The following is a 19,660-nucleotide window of genomic DNA, read 5'->3' on the forward strand; positions in this document are numbered from 1 at the left end:
TGCGCGGCGTTCCTACCCAAAAAGGACGCGAACCTCGTCCCATCTGGACCTGGGCACGCGCTTTACCGAGTCGATTGCCTCGGTGAGCGGCTCGTTCACGATGTCGGTCCCGCGCAGTGAAACCATGCGACCAAAACCGCCTTCGTGCACGAGGTCGATTGCGGCCATGCCAAATCGGGTCGCGAGGACGCGGTCGTACGCATTCGGTTCGCCGCCGCGCTGGATGTGTCCGAGCACGGTCGCGCGGGTTTCGATACCCGTGGCTTCTTCGATATAGGGGGCGAGGCGCTGGGCGACGCCGCCGAGGATCGGTCGGCCAAATTCGTCCATCTCGTAGTCCATGAAGTCTGCCGGCGCGTCCTTCGGAACGAACCCCTCGGCGACGACGACGAGTGGGGAGCGGCGCTTTGAGCGTGCAGCGCGCTGCGCAACGTACTCGCAGATTTCGTCGATCGTGAGCGGGAATTCGGGGATGCAGATGACATGCGCGCCTGCAGCCATACCCGAGTGGAGCGCGATCCAGCCGACGCTGCGCCCCATGACCTCGGCGACCATGCATCGGTGGTGGCTGTTGCCGGTCATACGCAAGCGGTCGAGGTTCTCGGTTGCGATATCAACGGCGGTATTGAAGCCGAACGTGTAGTCCGTGGCGTCGAGGTCGTTATCCACTGTTTTCGGGACGCCGACCACGGGGATGCCGGCCTCTGCGAGGCGATTGGCCGTGAACAGTGTTCCGTCGCCACCGATAGCGATGAGGGCGTCCACATCGTGGTCCTCGAGAACTTTGCGCACACCCTCGGCGCCCCCTCCGTCCTCGTGAAAGGGGTTGACGCGCGAGGTGCCGAGGATCGTTCCGCCCTGACGGCCGATGCCGCGCACAAGGCGCCGAGGGATCGGGATGAATTCGTTGTCGCGTACTCCCTTCCAGCCGTCGAGATAGCCCACGAATTCATCTTCGTAAATGGAATCTCCCTTGAGGACTGCTCCGCGGATGACCGCGTTGAGTCCCGGGCAGTCGCCGCCAGAAGTCAGAATGCCGACCTTCATGCCACTCTCCTTCGGTTATGTCTTGCGCCACGTCCATCCTAGAGACAAAGTCGCGGGACTTCGTGGGAATCCCGCTAGGCGGACCGACTGCCGAGCCGCAACGGCGTTGGATTGCATAGGGGTTGTGGGGGTTACCCACTTGTCAAAGAAAACGGGACCCCGCCTCGGCGAGGTCCCGTTTTCTTAAGCGCGCAATTTAGGCGCGGTGCGCGCGGTAGTACTCGATGAGCTGACGCGTCGAGGAATCCTGCTCGGCGAGAACCGACTCGTCGCCCGCGACGGCGCTCGTCAACTGCTTCGCGAGCTGCTTGCCGAGCTCAACGCCCCACTGATCGAAGCTGTTGATGCCCCACACTGCGCCCTGCACGAAGGTGATGTGCTCGTACAGCGCGATCAGCTGGCCGAGGACGCTCGGAGTGAGAGCGCTCGCCATGATCGAGGTGGTCGGACGGTCGCCTGAGAACACGCGTGCGGGAACAAGCGCGCCGGTCGTCCCCTCGGCCTCAACTTCCTCTGCGGTCTTGCCGAAGGCGAGCGCTTTGGTCTGCGCGAAGAAGTTCGCGAGGAAGAGCTCATGGACGTCGGTATCGCCGTCCTTGAGTGCGTAGGTGGGATTAGCAAACGCAATGAAATCCGCGGGAATGAGGCGCGTACCCTGGTGGATGAGCTGGTAGAAGGCGTGCTGACCATTCGTGCCGGGCTCGCCCCAGAAGATCTCGCCGGTCTCCGCAGTCACGGCTGAGCCGTCGTAACACACGGACTTGCCGTTGGACTCCATCGTGAGCTGCTGGAGGTAGGCGGGGAAGCGATGAAGGAATTGGCTGTAGGGAAGAACCGCGTGAGTCTCGGCGCCGAGGAAGTTCACGTTCCACACGTTCACGAGCCCCATGAGCAAAGGCACGTTTTCCTCGGGAGCTGCTGTGCGGAAATGCTCGTCCATCGCGTGGAAACCGCCGAGGAACTCTTCGAAGGCCTCGGGGCCGAACACGACGGCGAGGATCGTGCCGATCGCCGAATCGACCGAGTAGCGACCGCCCACCCAGCTCCAGAACCCGAAGGCGTTGGCCGGGTCAATACCGAATTCCTCGACCTTGTCGAGTGCGGTCGAGACGGCCACGAAGTGCTTCGCGACGGCTTCGGCATCCTGTGATTCAGCGACGCCCGCGGCGTGCAGGCCGTCGAGCAGCCACGCGCGCACGAGCTTCGCATTCGTGATCGTTTCGAGCGTCGTGAACGTCTTCGACGCGACGATCACGAGGGTTGTTTCGGGATCGAGGTCGCGCGTCGTCTCGCCCACGTCGGTCGGATCAATGTTCGAGATGAAGCGTGCCTCAATCCCCGCATCCGCGAGCGGGCGCAGTGCCTCGTACACCATCACGGGGCCGAGGTCGGAGCCGCCGATGCCAACGTTGATGACGGTCTCGATCTTCTTACCCGTAACGCCGGTCCACTCGCCGCTGCGAACCTTATTCGCAAACTCATAGATGCGTTCGAGGACCTCGCGCACATCGGCATCGACATTCTGGCCGTCGACGTCGAGGGCGGGGGATGCCCCCTTCGGGCGTCGAAGCGCGGTGTGTAAAACGGCGCGGTCCTCGGTCGTGTTGATGTGCGCGCCCGTGAACATGTCGTCGCGGCGCTTGCACACGCCCGTCTCGTTTGCGAGATCGAGAAGGAGTCCGACGGTTTCTTCGGATACAAGGTTCTTCGAGAGATCAACGAACAGATCCGCCGCCTCAAAACTCAGCTTCTTGGCGCGATCGGGATCTTCGGCGAACGCTTCGCGCAGGCCTTTGTCGAGCATGCCGTCGTGCTCTTCGAGGCGTTGCCAGGCCTCGGTAGTCGTCGGATCAACGGGGGCGGGGGAGAGATTGCTGTTTTCACTCATGTTTCCATTGTGATCCCTCACCCTGTGAGGCAGATTTCTATTCGTCACGCGAGAAGGCTCACGCAGCCGATAAGGGGCCCGGACGCGTTACCATGAATCGGGCGCGCGTGGGCCAGGCAAGCGTCGGACCCCCACACCTCACGAGACTTCCGCCGATCCCGAACAGATAAGGCTCCTATGACCATTCAGCACCGCTCCGATCTTCGAAACGTCGCGATCGTCGCCCACGTCGATCACGGCAAAACGACCCTCGTGGACGCCATGCTCCGCCAGGGCGGCGCGTTCGGCGAACGCGACAAAGTTGACGAGCGTGCGATGGACTCCGGTGACCTCGAGCGCGAAAAGGGCATCACCATCCTCGCGAAGAACACCGCGATCCACTATTCGGGGCCGACGGCAGCCGAGATCGGGCACCCCGAGGGCATTACGATCAACGTGATCGACACCCCCGGGCACGCCGACTTCGGCGGCGAGGTAGAGCGCGGCCTGTCCATGGTCGACGGCGTCGTGCTGCTCGTGGACGCGTCCGAGGGGCCGCTCCCGCAGACCCGATTCGTTCTGCGCAAGGCCCTTGCCGCGAGCCTTCCCGTGATCATCGTCGTGAACAAGGTTGATCGTCCCGACGCCCGCATCGACGCGGTCGTCAACGAAACAACGGATCTCCTTCTCGGCCTCGCTGAGGACCTCTCGCAAGACAACGCCGAGATCGACTTCGACGCACTGCTCGACGTCCCCGTGATCTACGCCTCCGGCAAAGCTGGGCGTGCGAGCGCGAACAAGCCCGCAGACGGCGAGCTTCCCGATTCCGAAACGGTCGAACCGCTCTTCAAGACGATTCTCGAATCGATCCCCGCTCCCGAATATGACGACGACATGCCGCTGCAGGCACACGTCACGAACCTCGATGCTTCGCCGTTCCTCGGCCGTCTCGCGCTCTTGCGCATCGAGAACGGCGAGCTCAAGAAGGGCCAGCAGGTCGCGTGGGCGACCCGCCACGGCGATATCAAGAGCGTGAAGGTCACCGAACTTCTCGAAACGAAGGGGCTCACACGCGAGCAGATGACGCGCACGGCGCGCCCCGGCGACATCGTGGCCGTTGCGGGTATCCCCGACATCATGATCGGCGAAACCCTCACCGACCTCAACGATCCTCGTCCGCTCCCACTCATCACCGTGGACGACCCCGCGATCTCGATGACGATCGGCATCAACACCTCGCCGATCGCCGGCAAGGTCAAGGGCCACAAGCTCACCGCCCGCCAGGTCAAGGACCGCCTCGATGCCGAGCTCGTCGGCAACGTGTCCCTCAAGGTTCTGCCCACTGATCGCCCAGACGCATGGGAGGTTCAGGGCCGCGGCGAGCTCGCTCTCGCGATTCTCGTTGAACAGATGCGTCGCGAAGGCTTCGAACTGACCGTGGGGAAGCCGCAGGTGCTGACCCGCGAGATCGACGGCGTCACGTGCGAACCGATCGAGCGTATGACGATCGACGTTCCCGAGGAATACCTCGGGACAATCACGCAGCTCATGGCCTCCCGCAAGGGGCGCATGGAAACCATGAACAACCACGGTTCGGGCTGGGTGCGCATGGAATTCCTCGTTCCCGCGCGCGGCCTCATTGGTTTCCGCTCGCGCTTCTTGACCGAAACGCGCGGTACCGGCATCGCCTCCTCGCTCGCCGAAGGCTTCGAGCCCTGGATGGGCCCCATTGAATTCCGCAACACGGGCTCCCTCGTGGCTGACCGCGCGGGTGCCGTGACGCCGTATGCGATGATCAACCTCCAGGAACGCGGCTCGTTCTTCGTGGAACCCACCTCAGAGGTGTACATGGGGCAGGTTGTCGGCGAAAATTCCCGCAATGAAGACATGGACGTGAACATCACGAAGGAAAAGAAGCTCACGAACATGCGCTCGGCCACGGCAGACGCGTTCGAGAATCTCATTCCGCCGCGCAAGCTCACGCTCGAGGAGTCGCTCGAATTCGCCGCCGAGGACGAATGCGTCGAGGTCACCCCCGAAATCGTGCGCATCCGTAAGGTCGTCCTCGACCCGACCGAGCGTGCGCGCGCTCGCGCTCGCGCCCGCAACTCGTAATCGAGGGCGAGACAATGAGTCACAAGGACCCCAACGAAGGCGTCATTTTCGCCGACGGTACGAGGCCCACCTCGCGCGCGACCGAGATCGTTGTCGGCGCGATCGTGGGGGTGCTCGGCGGCCTTGTCGTGATTGGGACGCACCGTATGCGCTCGACCGTCCAAGACGTGTCCGTGCCGTGGGGGCTCCTGTTTGGTTGCGCCTACGAGGTCGTCGCAACCTGCATGCTGGTCGCGCTTAGCGGGCGCAAGCTCCCACTGTTCATCGATGCTCTCGCCTTCACACTCGTGGCCGTGTATTTTTCGGGCACGTCGCTCGGGGGAGGGCTTCTCGTTCCAGCACAGATTGCGGGCGAAGCGCAGTGGCAGGGCTGGGCCGCCCAGTTCCTCGGCGTGATCGTGCCTCTCGTGGGTGTCGCTATCGTGTGGGCCATCCAAATCAGAAACATCGCGCGCGCGAACCAGCGCGAAGAAAGGACTGTGAAGCCATGACCTACGTCATCGCCCTCCCGTGCGTTGATGTCAAAGACCGTGCCTGCGTTGACGAATGCCCCGTCGACTGCATCTACGAAGGCGAGCGTTCGCTGTACATTCAGCCTGACGAATGCGTCGATTGCGGTGCGTGCGAACCCGTGTGCCCCGTCGAAGCGATCTACTACGAGGACGACCTGCCCGATCAGTGGAGCGAGTACTACCGCGCGAATGTAGAGTTCTTCGACGAGCTCGGAAGCCCCGGTGGTGCGGCGAAGCTGGGTCCGCAGTCGTTTGACCACGAGGTCATCGAGAAACTTCCCCCACAGGAAAACCCGCTCGAAGGCTAAAACCTCGAAGCAAAAGTCCACGTGGCCTGCAGGTGAGCATCAAGTAACAGAAGGCCCAAGTTCGGCTAGCAAAGCCCGTTTTAAACGGGGTCTTTCATGACCACTGCGTGAACTCTTGACGACCTTTCGCGAGCGTGGGCGGGGGACGGGCGTAGCGGGGGCATCGGCGCGCTTAACCTCGAGGCGTCGTCCAAATCGATGCGCCCCTTGCGCGCCAGTGGAAAGGCCACGCAATGTCCCTCAATCGACGTTCACTTCTGTTTGGTGGTGCTGCCCTTAGCTTCGCGGGCCTCGCGACAGCATGTGCGCCAGCCTCGAAAAACTCTTCAGGAGCCTCCGACAAGGGAGGTGAGTCGGCAGCCGATGTGACGGGTGAGGTCGAAGGGACCCTTCGCATCCACGCGGGCGGCGACACCAACGTGCGCGACCTATGGCAGGACGGGCTTGGGCCGGCCTTCACGAAGAAATACCCGAAGGTCACGATCAAGGTTGACCACGATCTGCACTCCGAACGCTCCCAGCAATCGCTCGCGCGCTTGTCCGCTGCCGGCGACGGCGATTCGGGCATGGACTTCATCGATGACGGCTGGGTGACGGACGCGGCAGACGCGAAACTTCTGCTCAACGTGAGCGCCAAAGAGATTCCCGCCCTCGGCGATGTTCCCCAGGATGCGCTTGCCCAAGGACTTGGACAAGCCTTCCCCTACCGAGCCTCCTCCGTGCTCCTCGCGTACGACACGGAGCAAGTCGCCACACCTCCGAAGACTCTCAAGGAGCTTCTGACCTGGATCGAACAGAACCCCGGCAAGTTCGCCTACAACTCTCCTTCGACGGGCGGCTCAGGCTCGGCCTTCGTGACGAGCGTGCTCGACCTGTACATCCCGAAGGACGTCCGCGAGCGTATGACGACGAGCTACGACGAGGCCGACGAAAAGCACTGGGACAAGGGTTGGGAAGAGCTCAAGCGCATCGGTAAGTTCACGTACGGCCAGGGCACCTACCCGAACGGCAACGAACAGAGCATTGAGCTTTTGGTCAACGGCGAGGTCGCGATGATCCCGGTGTGGTCCGATCAGTTCATTTCCGGCCGCGAGTCCGGGAAGATCCCGGAACGGGTCAAGGCGACGCAGATCTCGAATCCGTCGTTCGCGGGCGGCGCATCGTTCCTCGGGATCCCGAAGAACTCGAAGAACAAGCCTGCCGCGCTCGCGCTCGCGAAATTCGCGCTTTCCCCCGAGGGGCAGCAGATCATTTCCACGACAATGGCGGGTTACCCGATCATCCCGCTCGAGGACATGCCCGAGGAGATTCAAAAGAAATTCGACGGCATCGACACGCAGAACCTCGGCCAGGGCTACTTTGGCGACCACGAAGACAACAAGGCCAAGCTCTGGGACCAGAAGGTTCCGACCGCCTAGGGAGCAAGCGTGGCATCGAGACAGTCATGGGTCGGTGTGCTCCTCGCGAGCCCACCGATCCTCCTCATCATCGTTTTCATCGGTTTTCCCGTCATCAATGCCTTCGGCTTGAGCCTCGGGTACACGGGTGGGTTGAACACGACGATCGCCATGATCGGTAAGAACACGCACGAGACGCAGTCGTGGGCTCCAACTCTCGACGCGTATCGCGAGGTCTTTTCGAATCCGCGATTTCTCTCGGATTTGCGGGTGACGGTGAGCATTTCAATTCTCACCACCGTGATCGTCACGGCCCTCGCGTGGCTCGTGGCTCTCGCGATGAGGCTGCGGCCGTCGGGCATCACCCGCATGCTTCCCGCTTTCGCCGTCATCCCGATGTTTATCCCGGGAGTAATCGGGGCGTGGGCCATGATTCGCTTCTGGGCGGCCGACGGTTTCTTTGGCTCAGCGATGCGGAGTCTTGGCGTGGCGAGCCCGCCTCAAATTGCGTTCACGTCGACCCTCGTGCTCATGACTCAGGTGTGGTCCTCGCTTCCGTTTGCGGTCCTCATGGTGTCGTCGGGGGTTCAATCGGTGCCTGACGCCCTGATTGATGCCGCTCGGGACGCTGGTGCGGGAACGATCCGCATTGTGAAGGACGTCGTGGCACCGATGGCATTCGTGCCCACGGTCATCGCCATGACGTTCACCGCGATTGGGAACGTCGGGTCGTTCACGGTTCCCTGGCTCACGGGCCCTTCGGCTCCGACCATGCTCGGCGTCAGTATGACGAAACACTTCAACACGTACGGAGAGCCGCAGCAGTCAGTTGTCATGGCCATTGTCGTGTTTGCGCTCGCTGCGCTGATTGGGGTTCTTTACGTCTGGGCCAACTACCGACAAGCAAAAGAAGAGATGACCTGATATGCCCAGGAAAATTGCGTCAGGACTTGCCGCGCTTGCGTTGCTGCTCTTCGTAGCCGGGCCGATTGTGTGGCTCGCCCTTCACGCCTTCGCGACCGAGTGGCGCGTGCCGAACCTCCTTCCGGCTGGACTCACCTTTGACTGGTGGGGAAAGGTTTTCGGTACTCCAAAGTTCGTCACCTCGATCCTCAATTCGCTCATGTTCGCCGTCCTATCGACGACGCTCACGGCTCTCATCTGCATGCCCGCTGCCTACGCCTTTGGGCGTATGCAGTTCCCGGGGCGCACGGTGATGCTCCTTGGCCTGTTCGCAACGAATGCGTTCCCGAAAATGGGGCTTTTTGTGAGCATTGCGGCTTTGTACTACGCCTTCAACCTCATGGAGACCATTCCGGGTGTCACGATCGCACATATGCTCGGTCAGGTCGTTTTTCTTACGTGGATTCCTGCCGCCTCGTTTGCGGCGGTACCGCGCAGGCTCGAAGATGCCGCGCGCGATAGCGGTGCCGGATGGCTCAGGACTTTCGTGAGCGTCACGCTTCCACTTGCCGCCCCGGGGTATTTCGTCGCCCTCATCATGGCTTTCCTCGCGTCGTGGGACGAAGCTCAGGCCACCTACCTCGTTGGTGCCCCCAGTTATTCCACGATGCCGACCGAGCTCTACACGCTCGTTCTCAATTCGCCGGAACAGGTCGCGGCCGTTTTTTCCATCATGCTCACCGTCCCCTCCGTTGTGCTGCTTCTTCTCGTAAGGAAGCACATCATGGGTGGGGCTCTCGCAGATGGTTTCCAAATCCGATGACACAGTCCGCATCGAAAGCTGCCCGAACCGCTCGCCGGTTCTCTCCCGAGCCGCTCACGCTTAGCTCCGTCAGCATCACGCTCGGTGGCAAGAGCATCATCAAAGATCTTGATCTCGCGATCGGGAAGGGAGAGATGGTCTGTTTGCTCGGCCCTTCGGGATGCGGGAAAACGACGACTTTGCGGATGATCGGTGGGTTCCTCACGCCGGATGCGGGGCGGATCACCGTGGGTGAGCGTGATGTGACGTCGCTGCCTCCGGAGCGCCGGCCCTCGGCGATGGTGTTCCAGAACTACGCGCTCTGGCCCCACATGAGCGTCGAAAAGAACGTGGCATTCCCGCTCAAGGTTGCCAAGGTCCCACGCGACGAGCGCACCGCACGCGTGCGTGAGGCCCTCGCGCTCGTCGGACTCGAGGAGAAGGCCGGGCGCCGACCGGCGCGGCTGTCGGGCGGCGAGCAGCAGCGCGTTGCTCTCGCGCGTGCGCTCGTCCAAAACCCCTCGCTCTTGCTTCTCGATGAGCCGCTTTCGAACCTCGACGCGAAACTTCGCGTCCAGGTTCGCGAAGAGATTCGTCGTATCCAGCAGGAACTTGGCATGACGAGCGTCTTTGTGACGCACGATCAGGAGGAGGCGCTCGCCGTTGCTGATCGCATCGCCGTCATGAACGGCGGCCGGATCGAACAGCTGACTGATCCAACGACTCTGTATCGCCGACCGGCGACGCGGTTTGTCGCGGGTTTCATCGGGACGATGTCCTTCGTGAAAGGGCGAGTGGAGCGCCGTGCCGACGGTTCCGGTCGCATCTACGTCGAAGGTCTCGAGCCGCTGCCGATTGACCTCGTGACCGGAGCGGCCGAACATGCCGAATGCGGTATTCGCCCCGAGAACGTCGTGATTGGCGATCCCCGCGCCGCCCAGCTCAAGGGCACCATTGAGCGCATCACCCCAAAGGGCCACCTCAGCGACCTCGTCGTGCGGGTCGGCGCCATTCGTGTGCGCTCGCTCGCGAAGGCCGACGACTTGCGCGTTGACGATGAGGTGGGGGTGCGCATCACCGAAGCGCTGGTGTATCGCGATGGTGTTCTCGTCGACGCGGCTACCTCGCCTGCCGGACCTACCGGGGAGCAGTCAGCAGCATGAACGGAGAAATGATGAGTCCTGTGCAGCTCGTTGCACATCGTGGCGACCCCGTTGCCCACGTTGAGAACACTCTCCAAGCGATCGCACACGCGGTAGCCGAGGGGCTCGAGGTTGTCGAGGTCGATCTGAGGCTCAGCGCAGAGGGAGAACCCATTCTTCTGCACGACTCCACGCTCGAGCGCTTGTGGGAGTGCACGGCCAGTCCCGCTGAACTCTCGGTGAGCGCGCTAGAAGCCCGTGAGCCGACTCAGCATGGCGCGTGCGCGAATGACCACGGCTTTGAGCGGGGAGTCCCCACGCTCGAGCGTGCTCTCGATGCCGTGGGCGATGCCGTGCTTCTTCTCGATTTCCCGGGCGAACCTGACGGGGCGGAGCAGGAGATTGCGCGCGTGAGCGCCTCGCGGATCCGGGCAATCGCCGCGGGAGAGGGACACCACTCAGATGACCGTCGCGCGGCAGCGGCACGGGCGGAGTTCACGGGGGGAGTCACCGCCATGCGTGCCGTGCGCGAGATCCTCCCCGCTGCACGTCTGCGCATGACCTACCCCCTCGATGGTGTTCCGGATCCCGCCCTCGTCGAGGAGCTCCAGCCTTACTCGTGGAACCCCCACTTTGGCATGTGCTCGCCCACAACCGTGGGCGATGCGCGTGCCCTCGGGCTGCGTACCACCTGCTGGACCGTTGACGATGCCGAGACTGCAAGAGCGCTTGCGGCGATGGGCGTTGAGGCCGTGACGTCCAACCGTGCGGGCGACCTCCTGCGCGTCCTGAACCAGAACGCGGAGGTGCGGGGAGCATGAGCGCCGATCACGTGGGACGAAGGCGCGATGTGTTGACGCGCGCGCACGAACTTGCGCAGTCACTTGCCACATGGGCGATGATCCGCTCGACATCCTCGAACGTTTCGATGTTTGCGACAAAGAAGAACGCCGCTGATTTCGTGACGGATATTGATCTGGGGATCGAGCTTTGGGTACGCCGGACCATTGCGGAAGAGTTTCCGACGCACGCTTTCGTTGGGGAAGAGTTCGAGGACAGCGCCGGGGTTGAGTACACGTGGTACTGCGATCCCATCGACGGCACCACGAACTACGCGCACGGCATCTCCTGGTTTTCATTCTCCCTCGCCATGTGTGATGAGGATGGCCCCGTCGTTGGCGTCGTCGCAGACCCGCGCACGAAAGAGATTCTTTCGGCCATTCGGGGGCGCGGAGCCATGCACCGCGGTGGCCCCATCACGGTTGAACACCGGTCCACTCTGCCCGGTTCCGTCGTTCTCACTGAGCTTCTCGGGGCTACATTCTTCGAGGGCCAGGCGGAATTTATCCGCTCTCTGGGCGAGATCGACGTGACGAGCCGGATCATGGGCTCGGGAACCCTGTCGCTCGTGGGGCCTGCGGTCGGCAGAGGGCATGGTGCGCTCGTGGGGCGATTCGGAGCCGTGGATCACCTCGCGTCCATGCTCATCGCACACGAGGCCGGTTTGAGGGTGCTCGATTGGGACGGCCACGACACCCTGTTTCCTTCTGACCCGTCCACCGGCATCATGGTCGCGCACCCCGCGATCGCGGCGGAGCTGCACGGTATGTGGCGCCGCGCCGTTGAGAGCGAAGGCGATCGAGCTCGGTAAGAGCTGGCACTGGGGTCGTAGGATGAGCACCATGACTTCGCGAACGCCGCTCCTTTCGACCTTGCCGTCCTTTCCGTGGGATTCGCTCGCCTCGGCGCGCGCACTCGCCGAGCGACACCCGGATGGGATTGTCGATCTCTCGGTTGGCACTCCCGTTGATGAAACGCCCCGCGTCGCCCAGGAAGCACTTGTGGCCGCCTCGGATGCGCACGGCTACCCGACGGTCGCCGGAACGGGGCAGTTGCGCGAGGCCATCGTCGATTTCTGTCGCGCACACCGCGGTGCTCCCTCAGCTCTCAGCGCCAGTGGCGTGCTTCCCACGATCGGCTCGAAAGAACTCGTTGCGCACCTTCCGTTCCAGCTCGGCATCGGCACCGGGGAGGCAGTCGCCTTTCCCCATATCGCCTACCCGACCTACGACCTCGGCGCACGGCTCGCGGGAGCCCGGCCCGTCCCACTCGATGTGCGGGCGCTTGCACGCGAGGGGGAGGGGGCGCTCGGTTCCGACGTCTGCCTCGACTCGGTGCGCCTGCTGTGGCTCAATACGCCGTCGAATCCGACGGGAGCGGTGCACGATATCGGCGAGCTGCGTGCCCTCCTTGCATGGGCACGCGAGAGGGACATCATCGTCGCTTCCGACGAATGCTACGCGCCACTCACGTGGGATGTGGACGAGGCCCCATCGATTCTCGATGAGCGCGTGAATGACGGCGACCTCACGAATGTGCTGTGCGCCTACTCGCTCTCGAAGCAATCGAACCTCGCTGGTTACCGTGCCGCTTTTGTCGCCGGCGACCCTGCCCTCGTCGGCGAGCTGCTCGCGGTTCGTAAACATTCCGGGCTCATGGTGCCGGGCCCCGTTCAAAACGCCATGGCAGCGGCCCTCGGAGAGGAAGCGTCGGCCTCCCGCCAGCGCGAAACCTACCGCGCTCGCCGTGAGACTCTCGCACCCGCTTTCGAAGCTTTCGGCGGAAAAATCGAGCATTCCGAGGCCGGCCTCTACCTGTGGACGACATTCGGTGAGGCGAGCGAAGCGAGCATTGAGCGCCTTGCAAAATTGGGAATCCTCGCTGCCCCCGGTACCTTTTACGGCGAGGCGGGTGCGCGACATGTGCGCATCTCCCTTACCGCGACGGACGAGCGGATCGCTAGCGCTGCCGAAAGGCTCCGAGCCGCCCGCTAAGAGCGTTGCGACAGACACGAAAGGAACGCGATGACCGCACACTTTAGCGTGAATGACCGAAACCTGGATCTGCCGCTCGTCGAGCCGACCGAGGGCAACCTCGGTGTTTCGATCGCGGGGCTGCGCAAGGAAACGGGGGCGGTGACGTTCGACCCGGGGCTCATGAACACGGCGCCGACGACGTCGGCCATTACGTTCATCGATGGTGAGGCGGGGATTCTCCGGCACCGCGGCTACCCGATCGAGCAGCTCGCCGAGCACTCGAGCTACCTTGAGGTCGCATTCCTCTTGATCTTTGGCGAGCTGCCCACGAAGGGACAGCTCGACCAGTTCGTGCACTCGATCGAGCAGCGGACTCTTCTCGACGAGAACCTCAAGCGCGTGTTCATCGCCCTTCCGCGCGATGCCGCCCCCATGGCCGTGCTCCAAGCGGGCGTGAGTGCGCTGTCGACCTTCTATCAGGACTCGCTCGACCCGAACGACCCTGAGCAGGTCCGAATTTCGACGTTCCGTCTTCTCGCAAAGATGCCCACGATGGCGGCGTACGCCCACCGGGTCGCAAACGGGCAGCCGCTCATGTACCCGGATAACTCGCTGAGCCTCGTGCAGAACTTCCTGAGGCTCATGTTCGCTTTTCCCGTCGAGGATTTCGTGGCGGACCCGGTTGTGGTGCGTGCACTCGAGCAGCTATTTATTCTCCACGCCGATCATGAGCAGAACTGCTCGGCGACCGCGGTGCGCCTCGTCGGCTCGGCGGGAGCGGACCTCTTCTCCTCGATCTCGGCCGGCGTTGCGGCCTTGTCTGGGCCGGCGCACGGCGGCGCTAACACGCGCGTCATGCACATGCTCGACGACCTTCGAAAGTCTGGTCAGGATCCGCGAGTGTTCATGGAGAAGGTCAAGAGCAAGGATGATTCCACCCGTCTCATGGGCTTCGGGCACCGGGTGTATAAGAATTACGATCCGCGTGCGAAGTTCGTGAAGGGCATTGCCGATACGGTGCTCGAGCGGCTCGGGATCCATGATGAGCGCCTTGAGCTCGCGATGAAGCTTGAGGAGATCGCGCTTCGCGACGAGTACTTCATTGAACGCCATCTCTACCCGAACATCGACTTCTACACGGGCATCATCTACAAGGCGATGGGTTTTCCCACGCACATGTTCACGGTGCTGTTCGCGATCGGGCGCCTGCCCGGGTGGATCGCACAGTGGCAAGAGGCGATCAACGATCCCGACACGAAGATTATGCGGCCGCGGCAGATCTACACGGGCGAAGCCGAGCGCGCATACGTTCCGATCGAGGAGCGTACGGGCACGTCGGAGCTCCTGCTCCACGATCTTCGCGAGGAACTGAAGGCGCGCGAGAACAAGGCCAAATAACCGAGGCTGCGGCCGTGCCTCACGCCCCCTTCGCGAAATAGATCACGACCGCGTCATCCTCGCCGCTTGCCCCGCCCGTTGCGTCGCTGTCCCACTGCGACGACGTCTGGGAGACGTGGCGTGAGCGATCCCAACGGTGCCCGCGGTAGTCGACGCCCACGATATTGTCCTGTGCGGCATGGGCGACGGCCCAGTTCGCGAGCGCCCAGCCGCGCTTTTCGTCGGCCGTCTTGATGACCACGGTCGTGTGACCCGCCCCCTGAGGCGCGTTTGATCCCGCGGCGCCGAGCGAACTTTTCACCTCGCCTGACTCGCTCATCCGGGTGAACTCGCGCGCGAGAGACTCGCGAAGTTTCTCTGGATGCGCTGGACCTCCAGCGGCGGCGAGGTCGCATTCGAGCTCGGGGCCGCTGTTGCCGGTGAGCGCAGAGGAGAAGAGGCGCCCCTCGACCTCGTGATCGGCGTAGGCATCGGGAAACGCTGACCGCTGCACTTTTTGCGCCGCGACGGTGATGTCCATGTCCTCGTACCCCTTGACCTTGGCGAGCTTCTCGTAAAAGGCCGTCGAGGCAAACACAGGATCCATGATCTGCTCTTTTGTGCCCCACCCCTGGGAGGGGCGTTGCTGGAAGAGCCCTACCGAATCGCGATCCCCGTAGTCGATGTTTTTAAGCTTCGACTCCTGGTAGGCGGTCGCGAGGGCGATCGACGCGGCGCGAGGGGGCAGTCCCATGTCGATCGAGACCGCACTGATCGTGGCGGCATTGAGGGTTTGCTCGGTCGAGTACGAATGCGATGTCGAGAGCCCACTCGCGGTGCAGCGGCCCGTGCGCTGGCCGCCGTCAAAGAGAGTGAGCGCGGCGAAGCTCCCGCCCACGACCGCGAGAAAAACCGCAAGGAGCGTGAGCGGGATGACCACGCGAGACAGCGCGGGGCGTTTGGCCATGATTAGTTCGCGTGAAGGTCGGAGTTCAGCTCAACGCGCTTGTTCGAGCGCGAGACGGCCTCGACGGCGCCCGATTGCGAGTTACGGCGGAACAGGAGACTCGGCACCCCGGAGAGGTCGCGAGCCTTGACGACGGAACGATTCTCGCCGTTGATGAGGGTGACCTTCGTGCCCGCGGTGACATACAGCCCGGCCTCAACGATGCAGTCGTCGCCGAGGGCGATGCCGACGCCTGCTTCTGCTCCAACGAGCGAGCGCTCTCCGACGCTCACGCGCTCCGTCCCGCCGCCCGAAAGGGTGCCCATGGTCGAGGCGCCACCACCGATGTCGGAGCCATCGCCCACGACGACACCTTGCGAGATGCGCCCCTCGATCATCGAGGTGCCAAGGGTGCCCGCGTTGAAGTTCACGAAGCCTTCGTGCATGACGGTTGTGCCGCTCGCGAGGTGAGCGCCGAGGCGCAATCGGTCGCCATCGCCGATGCGGACGCCGTCGGGAACCACGTAGTCGACCATGCGGGGGAATTTATCGATCGAGTAGACCGTGGGGCGCCGGCCTTCACTGATGAGGCGCAGGCGCGTCTCCTCGAAGCCGTCCACGGCACACGGCCCTTCCGACGTCCACACAACATTCGTGAGCGCGCCGAAAAGACCGTCGAGGTTTTGCTCGTTCGGTTTTACGAGGCGGTGGGAGAGTAGATGGAGGCGCAAGTACGCATCGGACGCATCGCGCGGCGCCTCTGCCAGGGAAATGGCTCGTGTGACGACTTCCTGACGGGTGCCGCGTGCGGCATCGTCTCGCGCGGCCTTTGCGAGGGCGGCGGCGAGGGGATGGTTGGCGAGGTCATCGGGGGCACTGCCCAGTTCGGGTGCGGGGTACCACGTGTCAAGGGTCGTCCCGTTGTCCGCGATGGTTGCGAGGCCGATGCCCCATGCGCTTGTGTTCTCAGTCATGGCTCACAGGCTATAGCGCGCCTCTTCGGATTTCGTTGGAGCGCGCCGAAAACCTCTACGCTTGTGTGCATGATGAACACGACACCGCTGCCCCTCGATGCGGGCCTGACCGAGCTCACGCGTGCAATCGTCGATACCGAGTCGGTTTCGGGCAACGAAACTCTCCTTGCCGACAGGGTCGAGACGACGCTGCGTACATGCGAGCACCTCGAGGTTATTCGCGATGGCGACACCGTCATCGCCCGCACCCACCTCGGCCGCGCTGAGCGCGTCATTCTCGCCGGCCACCTCGATACCGTTCCCGTCGCAGGCAATCTTCCCTCGTGCGTGCAGGTCGTGGACGGGCAGGAGCGGCTCATCGGCCGCGGTGCGTGCGACATGAAGGGGGGAGTCGCCGTGTTCCTTGCGCTCGCGTGCTCCCTCGCGTCGCCTCGTCACGATCTCACGTGGATCTTCTATGACCACGAGGAAGTGGAGGCAAGCCTCAACTCGCTCACGCGTATCGCGCGCGAACGCCCCGAGCTTCTCGAAGCCGATTTTGCGATTCTCGGTGAGCCGTCGAACGGGGGAGTGGAGGCAGGCTGCAAAGGCACGATGCGGGTGCGACTTACCGCGCGGGGCATCGCGGCTCATTCGGGTCGCGCATGGATTGGGAAGAACGCGATCCACGCTCTTTCCGGTGCGCTGTCGCGGCTTGCGGACTACGAGCCGAAGGACGTGGAAATCGACGGTCTCCTGTACCGCGAATGCCTCAATGCGGTGGCAATCGAGGGCGGCATCGCAACGAACGTGATTCCCGACCGGGCCGAAATACTCGTGAACTATCGCTTCGCGCCGAGCACGAGCGAAGCGGAGGCGCTCGCTCATATCGAAGAGGTGTTTGCTGGGCTCGACCTCGAGTTTGAGGTCACGGACTCCTCGGGCGGCGCCCTGCCCGGCCTCACACGGCCCGCAGCCCGGGACTTTCTCGCGGCCCTTGGCGATGGGGTGAGCGTGGAAGCGAAGCAGGGATGGACCGACGTGGCGCGCTTCAGTGCACTCGGCACGCCAGCCGTCAACTTTGGCCCGGGAGACCCGCTTCTGGCCCACACGGATGGGGAATACATTCCGACGGCTGCCCTCACCCACTGTTACAGGTCTCTTGAACGGTTCCTGAGCTAACGTGGAAATCATGAAAAAGCACTTTCACGGACCACTGAGCGACTACCGCAAGGGCCCCGTTTTCCTGCGCGGTAAACAGCGCCCCACCGAGACCACGGACCAGCGTCTTCTCCAGAACGCGGGCGAGGGCGATTGGGTTCACACCGATCCGTGGCGGGTCATGCGCATTCAGTCGGAGTTCGTTGAGGGCTTCGGCGCGCTCGCCGAACTCGGGCCCGCTGTCGCGCTCTTCGGCAGCGCACGCACGAAAGCTGATCACCCGCACTACGCGCTTGCACGCGAGGTGGCCAGGCGCATCGGCGAGATGGGGCTCGCCATCATTACGGGCGGCGGTCCCGGAATCATGGAGGCCGGCAACCACGGCGCGATTGAAGCAGGAACAACGAGCGTGGGCCTTGGCATCGAGCTACCGTTTGAGCAGGGCATGAACGAATACGTCGAGCTCGGCGTGAACTTTCGTTACTTTTTCACGCGCAAAACCTGCTTTGTGAAGTACTCGCAGGCGTTCGTGGCCTTCCCGGGAGGCTTCGGCACATTCGATGAGCTTTTCGAGGCGCTGTGCCTCATCCAGACGCACAAGATCAAGAAGTTTCCGCTTATTCTCGTGGGCCGCGATTACTGGAGCGGGCTTGTCGCCTGGCTCGAGCAAACCGTCCAGGAAGAGTACGGCTACATTTCTCCCGGCGACACCGATCTCATCAATATCGTTGACACGGCCGACGAGGTTATCGAGGTCCTCAAACGCGATATGAAGTAGCCGTTTACCTCGCGCTTTCTATGCCCTCCCAGGAATCGGCGGATCAAAGTGAAAGAATAGGGACGACAGATCCATTGCCAGAGAAAGGGCGAACGATCATGGCAGCGATGAAGCCTCGTACAGGCGACGGCCCCCTCGAAGTGGCCGAAGAGAGCCGGAGCCTCATCATGCGAGTACCGCTCGAGGGCGGCGGTCGTCTCGTCGTAGAAATTTCGGCGGATGAGGCGCGCGAGCTGCGCGACGCCCTCAACACGGTTGTTCCCGCCTAACCTCATCTCCTGAATTGCCTAGAGGCTGTGGGGGTTATTCCCTCACAGCCTCGCCTTGACTGCTGTCAGCACCCCGTCCCCCGCGGGTGACAGCGCGAGCACGAGATTGTCTCGCTCCTTAAGATCGGCAACGACCTCCCGAATGTGGGCCGTCTCCGGGTCATTCGCTGACGAATCGCCGAGACGATCGTGGTGCATGACGTTCATAATGACCAGTGCCCCACCGAGGCGAATAATGTCGAGCGCCCCCTCCACGAGAGCGCCGAGCCTTGGCTCGCTCGCATTCACGACGATCATGTCGTAGGCGCCGCGCGTGAGGCGCGTAAACACGTCGAGCGGCTGCGCGTTAATCGTGCGCACGCGCGCCTCCGGGATCTGGGCCTCAGCACAGGCCTTGCGCACGAGCCGCACGTTTTCCGGCTCAGGATCGATTGCGGTGAGGGTGGCGTCGGAACCCATCGCACTCGCGAGGTAGAGGCTGAGCGCACCCGCCCCAGCACCCACCTGCACGATCGCCCGTGCCCCGAGCATCGCGACGACGCTACGCGCGTGTGCGGCCGAGCCCGCAAGAACCGGCGCAAGGCCTATCGCGCTGCCGCGCTCGCGCGCCCGCTCACACACCCCGGGGGCGGCAAACAGCCGCTCCTCATCGAGGAATTGCTCGCTGAGCGCCCAGCTCGCCAACTTGCCCGTTGCCATGTGCACTCTCCCTCTTTGCCGTGAATTTCGTGGCACTCAAGCTTAGGCCACGCCGCGCGAGTTTCCCACTTGTGCGTGCAATAATGGCGGAGCACCATTTTGAGCGGAACGAGACAAGGCAGGCACGTCGATGGGTTCAGATGTCTTCCTCACTTTTGGGGGATGGGAACTGCTCATCATCATCCTGCTCTTCACGATCCTGATCGGCCCGCAGCGCCTTCCCGAATACACCCGCAAGGTCATCCACTGGGTGCGCGATCTGCGTAAATGGGCGGATAACTCCCGTGCGTCGATCGAAGACGAAATGGGCATTGCCGTCGACGATCTCAAGAAGTACGACCCGCGCCAATACGATCCGCGCAAAATCATTCGCGATGCGTGGGATTCGACCGGCCTCGAGGACGACGTCAACGATTTTCGCGATGCGGTGAAGAGTTCTACGAGCGCCACATCGGCAGCGGTGGCGAGTGTCGGCGCGGCAGCGAAAGGCTCCGGCAGCGCGGCTGGTTCCAAGGCGGCCCAGGAGCCCGAAGGGACCCCGTTCGACCCCGAGGCAACCTGAGCCTAC

At 63.1% G+C, this 19,660-nt stretch carries 20 protein-coding genes; 15 read left to right on the top strand and 5 right to left on the bottom strand.

Annotated features, from left to right (window positions below; translation table 11 throughout):
- Positions 1–12: 12 nt before the first annotated feature.
- A complete protein-coding gene (locus FXY94_RS06205; protein WP_016664171.1) occupies positions 13–1,047 on the bottom strand; it encodes a 6-phosphofructokinase in 1,035 nt (344 codons plus the stop codon).
- A 196-nt stretch (positions 1,048–1,243) separates the two neighbouring features.
- Positions 1,244–2,935 carry a glucose-6-phosphate isomerase gene (gene pgi, locus FXY94_RS06210; RefSeq protein WP_016664172.1) on the bottom strand — a complete coding sequence of 564 codons (1,692 nt, stop codon included), beginning with the start codon at positions 2,933–2,935 and terminating at the stop codon, positions 1,244–1,246.
- Between the two features lie 177 nt (positions 2,936–3,112).
- Here pgi and typA point away from each other — a divergent pair, with 177 nt between their 5' ends.
- From typA to FXY94_RS06265, 11 genes are all read left to right on the top strand, one after another.
- The gene (gene typA / locus FXY94_RS06215; protein WP_016664173.1) at positions 3,113–5,029 is read left to right on the top strand and encodes a translational GTPase TypA; all 1,917 of its coding nucleotides are present in this window, start codon (positions 3,113–3,115) and stop codon (positions 5,027–5,029) included.
- A 14-nt stretch (positions 5,030–5,043) separates the two neighbouring features.
- Positions 5,044–5,520, top strand: coding sequence for a hypothetical protein (locus tag FXY94_RS06220; protein ID WP_016664174.1), 477 nt, complete (start codon positions 5,044–5,046; stop codon positions 5,518–5,520).
- Positions 5,517–5,849 carry a ferredoxin gene (fdxA, locus tag FXY94_RS06225; protein ID WP_016664175.1) on the top strand — a complete coding sequence of 111 codons (333 nt, stop codon included), beginning with the start codon at positions 5,517–5,519 and terminating at the stop codon, positions 5,847–5,849. Before FXY94_RS06220 ends, fdxA begins: the two co-directional genes overlap by 4 nt.
- Positions 5,850–6,082: 233 nt before the next feature.
- Complete coding sequence (locus tag FXY94_RS06230) at positions 6,083–7,267, top strand: extracellular solute-binding protein (RefSeq protein WP_016664176.1); 1,185 nt, start codon at positions 6,083–6,085, stop codon at positions 7,265–7,267.
- A gap of 9 nt (positions 7,268–7,276) precedes the next feature.
- Complete coding sequence (locus FXY94_RS06235; protein WP_016664177.1) at positions 7,277–8,170, top strand: ABC transporter permease; 894 nt, start codon at positions 7,277–7,279, stop codon at positions 8,168–8,170.
- A 1-nt stretch (position 8,171) separates the two neighbouring features.
- Positions 8,172–8,972 (top strand): ABC transporter permease, encoded by an 801-nt coding sequence (locus FXY94_RS06240; RefSeq protein WP_016664178.1) that lies wholly within the window; start codon positions 8,172–8,174, stop codon positions 8,970–8,972.
- Complete coding sequence (locus FXY94_RS06245) at positions 8,969–10,114, top strand: ABC transporter ATP-binding protein (RefSeq protein WP_016664179.1); 1,146 nt, start codon at positions 8,969–8,971, stop codon at positions 10,112–10,114. Before FXY94_RS06240 ends, FXY94_RS06245 begins: the two co-directional genes overlap by 4 nt.
- Positions 10,111–10,914, top strand: coding sequence for a glycerophosphodiester phosphodiesterase (locus FXY94_RS06250; RefSeq protein ID WP_084813933.1), 804 nt, complete (start codon positions 10,111–10,113; stop codon positions 10,912–10,914). The genes FXY94_RS06245 and FXY94_RS06250 overlap by 4 nt, the downstream gene beginning before the upstream one ends.
- Entirely contained in the window at positions 10,911–11,744 is an 834-nt protein-coding gene (locus tag FXY94_RS06255) for an inositol monophosphatase family protein (protein WP_016664181.1), read from the top strand. Before FXY94_RS06250 ends, FXY94_RS06255 begins: the two co-directional genes overlap by 4 nt.
- Before the next feature lie 31 nt (positions 11,745–11,775).
- Entirely contained in the window at positions 11,776–12,927 is a 1,152-nt protein-coding gene (gene dapC / locus FXY94_RS06260) for a succinyldiaminopimelate transaminase (protein WP_016664182.1), read from the top strand.
- Between the two features lie 30 nt (positions 12,928–12,957).
- Positions 12,958–14,307 (top strand): citrate synthase, encoded by a 1,350-nt coding sequence (locus FXY94_RS06265; RefSeq protein WP_016664183.1) that lies wholly within the window; start codon positions 12,958–12,960, stop codon positions 14,305–14,307.
- Positions 14,308–14,326: 19 nt separating this feature from the next.
- On the opposite strand, the gene FXY94_RS06270 is transcribed toward FXY94_RS06265, so the two are convergent.
- Positions 14,327–15,253 carry a hypothetical protein gene (locus FXY94_RS06270; RefSeq protein WP_016664184.1) on the bottom strand — a complete coding sequence of 309 codons (927 nt, stop codon included), beginning with the start codon at positions 15,251–15,253 and terminating at the stop codon, positions 14,327–14,329.
- 2 nt (positions 15,254–15,255) lie between these two features.
- Positions 15,256–16,206 (bottom strand): 2,3,4,5-tetrahydropyridine-2,6-dicarboxylate N-succinyltransferase, encoded by a 951-nt coding sequence (dapD, locus tag FXY94_RS06275; RefSeq protein ID WP_016664185.1) that lies wholly within the window; start codon positions 16,204–16,206, stop codon positions 15,256–15,258.
- 69 nt (positions 16,207–16,275) lie between these two features.
- Here dapD and dapE point away from each other — a divergent pair, with 69 nt between their 5' ends.
- The 3 genes from dapE (at position 16,276) to FXY94_RS06290 (ending at position 18,393) form a co-directional block, all read left to right on the top strand.
- Complete coding sequence (dapE, locus tag FXY94_RS06280; RefSeq protein ID WP_016664186.1) at positions 16,276–17,367, top strand: succinyl-diaminopimelate desuccinylase; 1,092 nt, start codon at positions 16,276–16,278, stop codon at positions 17,365–17,367.
- Between the two features lie 10 nt (positions 17,368–17,377).
- Positions 17,378–18,124, top strand: a complete 747-nt coding sequence (locus FXY94_RS06285) for an LOG family protein (protein ID WP_040386885.1) — start codon at positions 17,378–17,380, stop codon at positions 18,122–18,124.
- Positions 18,125–18,222: 98 nt separating this feature from the next.
- Positions 18,223–18,393: a DUF3117 domain-containing protein gene (locus tag FXY94_RS06290; protein ID WP_016664188.1), complete on the top strand. Its 171-nt coding sequence runs from the start codon at positions 18,223–18,225 to the stop codon at positions 18,391–18,393.
- Positions 18,394–18,435: 42 nt separating this feature from the next.
- On the opposite strand, the gene FXY94_RS06295 is transcribed toward FXY94_RS06290, so the two are convergent.
- Positions 18,436–19,092: an O-methyltransferase gene (locus tag FXY94_RS06295; protein ID WP_016664189.1), complete on the bottom strand. Its 657-nt coding sequence runs from the start codon at positions 19,090–19,092 to the stop codon at positions 18,436–18,438.
- A gap of 130 nt (positions 19,093–19,222) precedes the next feature.
- Between FXY94_RS06295 and FXY94_RS06300 the strand changes: the two genes are divergently transcribed.
- Complete coding sequence (locus tag FXY94_RS06300) at positions 19,223–19,654, top strand: Sec-independent protein translocase family protein (RefSeq protein ID WP_016664190.1); 432 nt, start codon at positions 19,223–19,225, stop codon at positions 19,652–19,654.
- The last annotated feature ends 6 nt before the right edge of the window (positions 19,655–19,660 follow it).

Source organism: Dermabacter jinjuensis (assembly GCF_902381725.1).
GTDB classification, from domain to species: domain Bacteria; phylum Actinomycetota; class Actinomycetes; order Actinomycetales; family Dermabacteraceae; genus Dermabacter; species Dermabacter hominis.